Here is an 11,766-nt window from a genome sequence, read left to right as displayed (position 1 = left end):
GAAAATTGCAGAAGATGACAAAAACAAAAGGGACTGCAAATTCTACAGTCCCTTCCTTATTTATGCTTGACTATGTCAATTATTAATCTTCCCGGCGCAAATGCGGGAACAAAATCACGTCACGGATATTAGGTGAGTCAGTAATCAACATCATCAAACGGTCTATGCCTATGCCACAACCGCCAGTCGGTGGCAGGCCATATTCCAGAGCGCGGATATAGTCAGCATCGTAGTACATGGCTTCTTCATCGCCTGCATCCTTGTTGGCAACCTGCGCCTGGAAGCGCGCTGCCTGGTCTTCTGCGTCATTCAATTCAGAGAAGCCATTGGCGATTTCACGACCTGTCATGAACAGCTCGAAACGCTCGGTAATGCCTGCAGCAGTGTCAGATGCGCGTGCCAGTGGCGAGACCTCGACAGGGTAATCGATGATGAAAGTCGGGTTCCACAATTGTGCTTCGGCGGTTTCTTCAAACAGGGCCAATTGCAATGCCCCCAGGCCTGCTGTGACAAAAGGCTTGACGCCAAACTTCAGCAATTCTGTCTTGATGAATGCGGCATCGTGCAGTTGTTCATCGGTATATTCTGGCGCGTATTTGTGAATGGCACCAACGATGGTCAGTCGCTCAAAAGGCTTGCTCAGATCCAGTTCGCGACCCTGATAAGTCAATACCGCCGTGCCGTGTGCATCTTCGGCAGCCTTGCGTATGACTTGCTCAGTGAAGTTCATGATCCATTTGTAATCCACGTAAGCGGCATAAAACTCCATCATCGTGAATTCTGGATTATGACGTGGTGATACACCTTCATTGCGGAAGTTGCGGTTGACTTCAAACACGCGGTCAAAACCACCGACGACCAAACGCTTCAGATACAGCTCAGGTGCGATACGCAGATACATCTGCATGTCCAGCGCATTGTGATGCGTGATGAAAGGTTTGGCTGCTGCGCCGCCAGGTATCACATGCAACATCGGTGTTTCCACTTCCATGAAATCATTGCTGTTCATGAATGTGCGTATAGAGTTCATGGCGGCTGTACGCGCCTTGAAAGTGCGGCGCGTGTCTTCGCTCATGATGAGATCGACATAACGCTGGCGGTACTTGGTTTCCTGATTGGCCAGGCCGTGGAATTTGTCAGGCAAGGGGCGCAGGGACTTTGTCAGCATGCGCAAGGTCGTGACCTTGACTGTCAATTCATCAGTTTTGGTTTTGAACAGCACACCTTCTATGCCCAGGATGTCGCCCAGGTCATAGTGACGGAAGGCTTCCATTTCGGCTTCACCGGTTTTGTCCGTGGTGACATACAACTGTATGCGGCCATCAGCCTTGATGCCGGATGCATCTTGCAGTGTCGCGAAGGCTGCTTTTTTGCCAGCTTCACGTTTCAGCATCATACGGCCAGCGACACTGACTTCAACATTCAGTGCTTCCAGTTCTTCGCGACTCATTGCGCCATATTTCTCTGCCAGTTCCGCTGCTTTGTGTTGTGGGCGGAAATCATTGGGAAACGCTACGCCTTTGGAGCGGATAGCATCGAGTTTGGCGCGACGTTCGGCGATGATGGAATTTTCATCAACAGGCAATTCACCTGCTGTCGTGTTATTGATATCGGACATAATTTTCCCTAAGGGAGGGCAGGCATCTGGCCTGCGGGTTTTGATTCTTTAAGGCTGCGCAGGCGGTCGCCTGCGCACTGTACAAAATTAATTACACGCCTTGCTTTAAGGATGCCGCGATGAATTCATCCAGGTCACCATCCAGAATTGCTTTGGTGTTGCCTGATTCAAAATTCGTGCGTAAATCCTTAATGCGGGATTGATCCAGTACATAAGAGCGAATCTGGTGACCCCAACCTACGTCGGTCTTGGAATCTTCCAGGTTTTGCTTTTCACTCATGCGCTTGCGCAATTCAAGTTCAAACAGTTTGGCCTTCAACATTTCCCACGCTTCGGCGCGGTTCCTGTGCTGGCTGCGGTCATTTTGACATTGGACGACGATGCCAGAAGGGCCATGCGTCAAACGAACAGCAGAGTCGGTTTTATTAATATGCTGACCACCAGCACCGGAGGCGCGGTAAGTATCGGTACGCACATCCGCCGGGTTGATGTCGATCTCAAACGAGTCATCTACTTCAGGGTAGACAAACAGGCTGGAGAAAGAGGTGTGGCGGCCATTGTTGGAGTCAAATGGTGACTTGCGCACCAGGCGGTGTACACCGGTTTCTGTGCGCAGGTAGCCGTAGGCATATTCGCCTTCGACTTTCAAGGTGGCAGTCTTGATGCCGGCGATGTCGCCGTCAGACTGTTCCATGATTTCGACTTTGAAACCCTTGCGTTCGCAATAGCGCAGGTATTGACGCAACAGCATGGATGCCCAATCCTGTGCTTCAGTACCGCCGGCACCAGCCTGGATATCGATAAAGCAGTTGTTCGGGTCCATGGGGTTATTGAACATGCGACGGAATTCCATGCCTTCAACCAACTCACGCAGGCTCTGGGCATCAACTTCTATTGCTTCCAGGGTATCGTCGTCATTTTCTTCGCGCGCCATGGCGAACAGGTCATTGGCGTCGCGCAGGCCGCTATCCGCTGTGACAAGCGTGTTGACGACGTTTTCCAGGGATTTTTTTTCTTTGCCTAATTCCTGGGCGCGTTTGGGATCATTCCAGACGGCAGGGTCTTCCAGTTCGGCGTTGACTTGTTCCAGTTTCTCTGACTTGATATCGAAGTCAAAGATACCTCCGGAGTTCGGCTTCGCGGACTGTCAGGTCGGCGAGCAGGGCGGACAGGCTATTAAGGCGTTCAGCTTCCATGATTTTATACTTTTCTAATGCAATCAAACCTTGCATTATACCTTGCTGCAGGGCGCTTGATGTAATTTGCTCACGTGGATATGCTTAAATGATATTAAATTCCGTCTAAGCCCCGACAGATTTGCCAGGGTTTATTGGTCACTTGCCAAAAAGAGGTAGTTAGCGCTCTGCGAGTACAGTGCGCTTATTGTTGCCAGGATTGTTACCAAACGGAGTTGGTGACGGTGGGCTTTGATTCTCTGTGGCTTTCCATCCACTTTGCCAGGTGAGTTTTGAAGCAGGATGGGCAGATATGGTATTGCGTCTGGGTAGATTGGCCGCCATGGGGGAAAGATTCTTCCTCTTCCAGTTGCAGGGTGGTGATGGATTTTTCATGCTCTTTGGCCGCCCAGTTTTCATCCCATTTGGATTCTGTACCACAGACATCACAGGTGAGCTTGTCGAAAACCTCTTCAGTATGCTCAAGTATTAATACTGTTTTCATGTGTTTCATACTTCCTCCCTGTGGTGTTGATGACCTGGATTTGGTGGCAAGTGATAATTTGATTCTACATCAGTGGCAGAGCATGAAAAGAGCAAGCTTGAAAAAAAGCTGTGTAGCCCGGTACGGGTCAACACAGCTTTCATTTATTGCAGAGGATTGTTGCTTGTTAATTTGCTAGCGCCTGCCTGTCTTGCTGGTCGCAGCCTTAGGCTTTGCTGCCTTGTGCGCCAGCGCAGGCCGTGCAGAACTGGTGGCAGCAGGTTTGCCTGGTGTTGTTTTTGCATTTCCTGCAGATCGAGAATAAGACTTTATGCCAAAAGTATCAATTTTTGGTGCTGCTACGCGTTTGCCATTGGCGACACCACTTTCATCGATGGTGATAGGTATGCGCGGCTGGCGTAGCGGGATCAAGTGCTTGGGGCCGCTGCCTATCAAGTCACGCCTGCCCATACGTACCAGCGCTTCGTGGATGATTTCCCAGTTTTCCGGTGCGTGATAGCGCAACAATGCCTTGTGCAGTTTGCGTACCTTGCCAGAGCGAGCTGTCTCTACAACTTCAGAATCTGCCGTCACTTTCTTCAGCGGATTCTTGCGGGTATGGTACATGGTGGTTGCCAGCGCCATAGGGGTAGGCATGAAGGTTTGCACCTGGTCCAGCTTGAAATCATTTTTCTTGAGCCAGACAGCCAGGTTCACCATGTCTTCATCGGTAGAACCTGGGTGAGCCGCGATAAAGTAAGGGATAAGATACTGTTCCTTGCCCGCTTCTTTTGAATACTTCTGGAACATAGCCTTGAACTCATCATAGCTGCCTATGCCGGGCTTCATCATCTTGGACAAAGTGTCAGCTTCAGTATGTTCAGGCGCGATCTTCAGTAGGCCGCCAACGTGATGGGTCACCAGTTCTTTTACATATTCAGGTGATCGCACCGCCAGGTCATAGCGCAACCCGGAACTGACTAATATCTTTTTGATGCCTGGCAGGGCGCGTGCCTTGCGGTAAATTGAGATCAACTTGCTGTGGTCAGTGCCCAGGTTTGAACAGATGCTTGGATAGACGCAGGACAGGCGGCGGCAGGATTCTTCTATCTTTTTGTCCTTGCAGGCCAGACGGTACATGTTGGCTGTTGGGCCGCCCAGATCAGAAATCGTGCCAGTAAAGCCTTTGACCTTGTCGCGGATTTCTTCTATCTCGCGCAAAATCGATGGCTCGGAGCGGCTTTGTATGATGCGGCCTTCATGCTCGGTAATCGAGCAAAAAGTACAGCCACCAAAGCAGCCACGCATGATATTCACCGAGAAACGTATCATCTCCCAGGCTGGTATGCGTGACTTGCCATAAGCAGGGTGGGGCGCACGTGCATAGGCGCGGTCATACACGCCATCCATCTCATCCATGGCCAGTGGCAGCGGTGGCGGGTTCAGCCAGACATCACGGTCGCCGTGGCCCTGCACCAGTGCCTTGGCATTGCCTGGATTTGCTTCCAGGTGGAATACGCGTGAGGCATGGGCATACAGGACAGCATCTTCCTTGACTTCATCAAAGGATGGCAGGCGTATGACCGATTTGTGTTGCTTGTTGCGCAGCATGAGCTGGCGCTCTTCACGACTCATGATGCGTATGGCTTGCAGTTGCACAACGTCAGCCTTGGTTTCTGCTTTGACTTCAGGCTTGGCTTGCGTAGAAACGGCAGCAGTGGCAGGTGCATCGCCCGTGGCGCATTTTGCTTCTTTCTCAGGCACCATGGCATACGGGTCGGTATGCGCTTCTATCTTGCCTGGCGTGTCAATTTTGACCGAGTTGATTTCCGTCCATTCTTCATCTGGCAGCCAACCTTTGGGTGTCATGAAGGCAGTACCACGCAAATCGCGGATATCCTTGATGGCTTCGCCCTGTGCCAGTCTATGCGTCAGATCAATGAGGGCGCGTTCGGCATTGCCAAACAGCAGGATGTCGGCTTTGGAATCTGGCAGAACTGAGCGTCTTACCTTGTCAGACCAGTAATCATAATGGGCTATGCGGCGCAAACTGGCTTCTATACTACCAGCGACGACATTGGCATCTGGATAAGCTTCGCGCGCGCGTTGGGCATAAACCACCAGGGCACGGTCCGGGCGCTTGGTGCGGTCACCATCTGGCGTATAAGCATCTTCAGAGCGTATCTTGCGGTCGGCAGTGTAGCGGTTCACCATGGAATCCATATTGCCGGCAGTGACACCAAAATACAGATTTGGTTTGCCCAGTGCACGGAAAGCATCGGCAGATTGCCAGTCCGGCTGGCTGATGATACCGACGCGGAAACCATGATGCTCGAGCAGACGGCCTATCAGGGCCATGCCAAAGCTGGGGTGGTCGATATAGGCATCGCCAGTGACGAGGATAACGTCGCAACTATCCCAGCCCAGCACATCCATTTCGGCGCGTGACATGGGGAGGAAAGGTGCAGTATTTTTCCCGCCAACTTCCGGGCGAAAACGGGGAAAAGAGAAAAGATTTTTAGGCTGAGCGTTCATTGACGGAATTGTACCGGAAAGCTGTTGGTTTCGCGCGGCAATAAGGAAATTCTTCTGAAAAATCAAAAGCTTGCATGCAAGTGCGATGATGTATTTGTTAATAATTTATTCTTGTGATCCTGGGCTTTGAGACGCATCAGGCGATTTTGTAGCATTGCCATGTTTGCTTTAAAGCTGCTCTGCCGCTATCTGACGTAGCGTGATTGATGTAAATTTTTTCGAATTTGTTTATCTTTTTGAGAGCTAATTCCATATTAGATATAGCTGTTTTCGCGTAAAATCGCGCCAATATCAATTTGGCAGGAGAAGTATATGAGTATCAAATCAGACAAGTGGATACGCCGCATGGCAGAGCAAACCGGCATGATAGAGCCGTTTGAGCCGGGCCAGGTGCGTGAACGTGATGGTAACCGCATCGTCAGCTATGGCACTTCCTCCTACGGTTACGATATACGTTGCGCCGACGAATTCAAGATTTTCACGAATATCAACAGCACCATTGTTGATCCAAAAAATTTCGATGAAAAATCCTTTGTTGATTTCAAGGGTGATGTTTGCATCATTCCTCCAAACTCATTCGCGTTGGCGCGCACGATGGAATATTTCCGTATTCCGCGCAGCGTACTGACTATCTGTCTCGGTAAATCCACTTATGCGCGTTGCGGCATCATCGTCAATGTCACGCCGTTCGAGCCTGAATGGGAAGGTTATGTGACGCTGGAATTCTCAAATACCACACCATTGCCAGCCAAGATTTATGCAGGTGAAGGTTGTGCTCAGGTCTTGTTCTTTGAGAGTGATGAAATTTGCGAAACATCCTACAAAGACCGCGGCGGTAAATATCAGGGACAAGTTGGCGTAACTTTACCGAAAACCTGAATTCAAGACTGAATACAATACTGATACAAGAAATTCATGCAGCCGGATTACGCAGCCATACTTCAGACTATTTTTGCTGAAGTTCAGCCTTTATTGTCTCAGGGGAAAGTCGCTTCCTATATCCCTGAGTTGTCCAAAGTGTCGGCCCAGCATTTTGGTATGGCTGTGTATTGCCTGGATGGCAGCACCTATAGTATTGGTGATAGCCAGCAAAAATTCTCATTGCAAAGTGTCACCAAGCTGTTTGCGCTGGCGCTGGCATTTTCTCGTGAGGGCGATGCGATCTGGGAACGGGTAGGGCGCGAGCCTTCCGGTAATCCTTTCAATTCCCTGGTGCAGCTGGAATACGAACGTGGCAAGCCACGTAACCCCTTCATTAATGCGGGCGCGCTGGTCATTGCCGATATTCTGTCGGCCCGCTTTGTGCAGTCTGATATCGCGGTCCAGCAGTTTGCACGTACCATTTCTGGCGAACCCACCATCGATTTTGATATGGCCGTCGCCCAGTCTGAGCGCCAGACTGCACACCGTAATTATGCAATTGCCCATTTGATGAAAGATTTTGGCAATCTGCATAATCCCGTCAAAACTGTTATTGATAGCTATTGCCGCCAATGCTCGCTGACCATGACTTGTGCTGAATTGGCCAAGGCAGGCGGCTTCCTTGCTAATCATGGTACTGTGCCCTGGAGTGGGCAGCAAATCCTTGATGCCAGTTCATCCAAACGCCTCAATGCATTGATGCTGACTTGTGGCACTTATGATGCGGCAGGTGATTTTGCTTATCGTGTTGGTTTGCCAGCCAAGAGCGGTGTTGGTGGAGGTATTCTGGCACTGGTACCAGGTGAACTGGCTGTGGCCGTCTGGTCGCCGGGGCTGGATGCTACCGGTAATTCGCTGGCGGGCACCTATGCGCTGGAGCGATTTACTACGCTGACGGCCAGGTCCATATTCTGATTTCTAGTGGTTGCTACTGAGCTGCTAATGAGTTGCCACTACACGCCCTCAAGCGCGCAGCGGCCTATATTGCTTAAGTCAGGAAACCCAGATTACGGTTAGAAAAATTAGTGATATTCGGGAAAATATCATTGATCTGGCTCGTGCTCAGTCCAAACCAGTTTGCCAGTGTGGCGCCATACTGATCAACCGAGATTTGTGGCAGCAAGCTGCCTGAGCCTACATCCAGGCTATGCTTGAGACCTGTTACCGGGAAGTCACCATAAATATTGTTACCTTTGACCGCGCCACCAACGATGAAGTGGTGTGAGCCCCAGCCATGATCGGTGCCATCACCATTGCTGGTAAAGGTTCTGCCAAAATCTGATGCCGTGAACAGGGTCACCTGTTTGCGCATGTCAGTGCCCTGCAAATTACCCAGGACGCCATCAAAATAACTGATGGCATGAGCCAGTCTGGCCATCAGGTCTGCATGCGCCGTACGCTGGAAATCATGTGTATCGAACCCGCCCAGGCTGACAAAGAACACTTGTCGTTGCGCGCCCAGGGCGCTGCGTCCGGCGATGATCCTGGCGATCGTTTGCAATTGGGAAGCCAGTCCATTGTTGGCCAGATTGCCATTGTTCGGGTTGGTATATTGCGTCGGGTTGGGTACGCCAGTAGCGCCTGCAGGTGCCATTGCAGGGCTCAGCAGGCTTTGTGCATTGATGGAGCGATTGGTGACTGCCGCATGTTCTTTCTGGAACAAATTGGCAGAGTCCGATGAGATGATATTTTTCAGCGGGTTGCCAGCGGTACTGGAACCAAACAGGCTGCCAGTCAAGCCATTGATGGGCACAGCGCCAGATGCACTGACCTGATATTGATTGATGTTACGGCCAGCCAGGAACACTGCATTGCCTGACGTTGAGATGGCCGTAAATACGGGATAGGCATTGGAAGAGGCCAGCATGTCACCCATGCGCCCGCCCCAGCCATAAGCTGCACCTTCTGGTGCATAGGCTTGCCACAGGGATTGCTGGTCATTGTGGGAAAATAATTTCGGCGGCAGAGGTACGCTGCCAGCCTTGTACTGTGCCAGAGTGGTGGGCACAATCAATGGGCCGACATTGCTGAGTATTGCGGCACGGCCATTGTCAAACAGGCTTTTCAATGGCCCCAACTGTGGATGTAATGCGAAGCTGCGACCAGCCTGTGATGTGGTCGGGCTGATGGGCAAGACGCCGCCATTGCTGCCTACTGCGGGCAGGGCTATTGATCCCGCTTCGTTGGTGGTGCGTACGGTCGTGTATTGCGTCCATGACGTGCTGTCTGTTGCCAATACCGTATTGGCATGATCATTGGCACCATACAGGAACAGGCATACGAGTGCCTTGTAACCACCGGAAGAGGTTTGTGCCGCAGCGGAACCCATGGTTGCCAGATTGATGGCAAAGGGTAGACTGGCGCTGCCTGCAGCACCGGCAACACCAAGTGCAGTGGAGAAGCGCAAAAACTCGCGGCGCGAAGCGTTTAATTTAGTCATGATGGATCCCGTTCATTTTTGGACCAGATATTCAGGAGAGGCCATAGTCAGGAAAATTGACAAATAGACGCGATTCTTCTTCGCTGCATCCGCATTGGCTGTATTGTTGGTCGGTATCGTTACCGAATTAACAGCTGTCAAAATCTGGCTGCGCAAGTTGCTGCTCATCTGATTCGACATCAGCGTCAGGTTCAATTGATCCAGCAATTGGTCCGGCGTTGCCGCCAAATTGATGAGGCTGCTGTAATCCGCCTTGACGTCACGCGATGAACCGGTGCCGTTAGGAATTACATCGCGCATGAAGTTCAGATAGCCAACGACCGAGGTTTCACCCGTGATTTGCATTTCTGGCGATACCAGGCCTGCGCTGGCGATGCCTGAATTTGGTGGTACATAACCCGGACGGTAGAAATTGAATACCGTTGGTGAACGCATTGGCGTTTCTGATAATCCACTGAGCGGGTCATCCATGCTGGTCATCAAGAATCGGCCAGAAGTGGAACTCACATTGAATGCGCGCATCCAGTTCGCCAGACGTAATACCGGCTCTCTAAGTTTGCCAGTGTTGGCAAAGGCCAGGGTGGTGTCATTGCGCGCCTCATTGTCCAGCAAAATTGCTTTGATGACGGCACGCATATCACCTCTGGTACCCGAGCCATTGTTGTTGAAAGCTGCCGCAACCCTGGAAATATATTGCGGGCTAGGGTTGCTGGTGACCAGACGCTGTATCAACTGTTTGCCGATGAAAGGACCAACATTTGGATGATTGAACAGCGTGTCCAGCGCAGTTTTCAAACTCGCTTCGGGATTGGCTGGTGATTGCGCTGGAATCGTCACACCCAGGAAGGTCTTGGCCGAAACTGAATGGTATTTGGGGTAGCTTTGCATAGGCAACCAGTCACGGTTGGCGTCTGCATTACCGCCAAAGAAACGGTTATCACTCTTGTCCGGGCCTGCCCAGCTCCATCCGGTGAATACCTTGGCAAGACCCTGTATATCTGTGCTGGAATAGGTCTCGACTGGTTTGCCACCGTTCATGACATAAGTACCGTCCTGATTTAACTGATACAGACCTATGGTGAAGAGCTGCATGACTTCACGCGCATAATTCTCGTCGGGAACCTGGGTGCCAGATTCTTTTTGATTGCGCAAGGAAGTCAGGTAATTGCCCATCATAGGATGCAGGCTGACAGATTCCAGTAAATTGCGGAAGTTGCCAAAGGCATTGGCCCCAAGCGTATCGTAATAGCCAGCAACACCACGCGGGTAGTTGGACACATTACTGTCCTGGAAGGACACCACGAATATTTGTGAGAGGGCAAAGGTGACCCGCTGTCTCAATTGGTCGTCGCCTTTGATTGCCTGCTGCCAGAATGATTCAAAGAAGTTATTCTGACTTAGATCACTCAAGCCATTGATGAAGCCAGCAGCTTGCGCATCCATATAACTGCGGTGCAATTTCTGTGGCATGGCCAGTTGTTTGTCTATCCAGGCACTATAGCTGCTGTTAGTCAGGTTATTGATGTCAGAATTGTTCGCACCAAAACTGGCCTGCGCCAGGAAGCGTGAAGCCTGGGCTGGAGTAGGCGCATTGGCAGTATTGGTTGACTGAAAGCCCACCAGAGCTTGTATCATGCCATTGGCAATACTGGAATCTGTAGGCGTGATTGTAGATGCCAGCGCCATGCCCTTGGTGATGGAATCTGCTTTGCTTATATAGGTGAAACCCTGCTGAATGGCAAAGTTTTTGGCAACACTGATTTTGTTGTCGAGCAGGGTGCTGACCCAGCCATTAACTGCGTCACCGGCATAACCATGGGCAGCAATCAGCATGGAGCGCACGACTATACCGCGCGTCACAGTGCCATTGGCAAGGCTGCTTGTCCAGTAATCCAGCCCGGCCTTGTCTGGTGGCGAGCGACTCAATACATTGCGGTAAACGTTGGTGACGAAATCGACATTGTTGGCGTCTGGTGCATAACCAGTCAGTGCCGCATCTTGTATGGCTGCAATGTAAAATGAATCACCAATTTTTTCTATCGACATGCCATTCTTGAATTGGGTGACCCAATAGGCCAGGCCATTCGCATCAGGAATGCGGTTGAAATAGGAGATATACAACTCAATGATGCTATTCAGGTCAGTTGCGGCAATGCTGGAAGCCAGGCTGGCAATCTGCAGATTGATTGAGACATCTTTAAATATCAGTTGCTGAATGCTGGAATTGACATCGGTCGTGCCATCTGTGCCAATATTGTCTTTGACTGAATAACCAGTGCTGGTCTGGGTAATCGCATAATTTGAACGGTTACCACCAAAACTGATGGTAGTACTGGTGACCACTGGTGCGGGCGCAAACAGGCGCTCCAGTACTGTAGGAGGAGCCGGCTTAACCTCGCCAGAAGATGTGCTGGCTTTTTGATCGCCACCACACGAGCTCAATGCAAAAACGGATAAAACAAGCAAACAATGCTTGACGGTGTTAAGCCTGAATAGCGGCATGGTCACTCCTGAAAGTTCATCCCCAGACAATTCCATTTGGGAAAGCCAATTTTAATCCATGCCCTAAAATCACAGCGCCAAAAAGTGTAAC

General features: G+C 50.8%; 8 protein-coding genes. 2 read left to right on the top strand and 6 right to left on the bottom strand.

The annotated features are described in order from the left end of the window. Positions 1 to 82: 82 nt before the first annotated feature. The 4 genes from lysS to ACO0LL_RS20320 form a co-directional block, all read right to left on the bottom strand. Positions 83 to 1,618 carry a lysine--tRNA ligase gene (gene lysS / locus ACO0LL_RS20335; protein ID WP_422952643.1) on the bottom strand — a complete coding sequence of 512 codons (1,536 nt, stop codon included), beginning with the start codon at positions 1,616 to 1,618 and terminating at the stop codon, positions 83 to 85. 91 nt (positions 1,619 to 1,709) lie between these two features. Further along, positions 1,710 to 2,814 (bottom strand): peptide chain release factor 2 gene (prfB, locus tag ACO0LL_RS20330; RefSeq protein WP_422952642.1). Its coding sequence is split into 2 segments (ribosomal slippage): positions 1,710 to 2,732 and positions 2,734 to 2,814, totalling 1,104 coding nucleotides; the frame shifts between segments, so codons are not numbered across the junction. Between the two features lie 202 nt (positions 2,815 to 3,016). Continuing rightward, positions 3,017 to 3,307 carry a hypothetical protein gene (locus ACO0LL_RS20325; protein WP_422952641.1) on the bottom strand — a complete coding sequence of 97 codons (291 nt, stop codon included), beginning with the start codon at positions 3,305 to 3,307 and terminating at the stop codon, positions 3,017 to 3,019. A 165-nt stretch (positions 3,308 to 3,472) separates the two neighbouring features. Further along, positions 3,473 to 5,812: a YgiQ family radical SAM protein gene (locus ACO0LL_RS20320; protein ID WP_422952640.1), complete on the bottom strand. Its 2,340-nt coding sequence runs from the start codon at positions 5,810 to 5,812 to the stop codon at positions 3,473 to 3,475. Positions 5,813 to 6,124: 312 nt separating this feature from the next. Here ACO0LL_RS20320 and dcd point away from each other — a divergent pair, with 312 nt between their 5' ends. Both dcd and ACO0LL_RS20310 read left to right on the top strand, forming a co-directional pair. Then, positions 6,125 to 6,691: a dCTP deaminase gene (dcd, locus tag ACO0LL_RS20315; protein WP_422952639.1), complete on the top strand. Its 567-nt coding sequence runs from the start codon at positions 6,125 to 6,127 to the stop codon at positions 6,689 to 6,691. Positions 6,692 to 6,727: 36 nt separating this feature from the next. Beyond that, complete coding sequence (locus ACO0LL_RS20310) at positions 6,728 to 7,648, top strand: glutaminase (protein ID WP_422952638.1); 921 nt, start codon at positions 6,728 to 6,730, stop codon at positions 7,646 to 7,648. A 73-nt stretch (positions 7,649 to 7,721) separates the two neighbouring features. On the opposite strand, the gene ACO0LL_RS20305 is transcribed toward ACO0LL_RS20310, so the two are convergent. Next, positions 7,722 to 9,173, bottom strand: coding sequence for a DUF1501 domain-containing protein (locus tag ACO0LL_RS20305; protein ID WP_422952637.1), 1,452 nt, complete (start codon positions 9,171 to 9,173; stop codon positions 7,722 to 7,724). A gap of 12 nt (positions 9,174 to 9,185) precedes the next feature. Then, positions 9,186 to 11,675, bottom strand: a complete 2,490-nt coding sequence (locus ACO0LL_RS20300; RefSeq protein ID WP_422952636.1) for a DUF1800 family protein — start codon at positions 11,673 to 11,675, stop codon at positions 9,186 to 9,188. Between the last annotated feature and the right edge of the window lie 91 nt (positions 11,676 to 11,766).

The sequence above is a fragment of the Undibacterium sp. TC4M20W genome, assembly GCF_049340245.1.
GTDB lineage: Bacteria > Pseudomonadota > Gammaproteobacteria > Burkholderiales > Burkholderiaceae_D > Undibacterium.
Note: the sequence above shows the minus strand (reverse complement) of the source record. Positions and strands in the feature narration are given on the sequence as shown.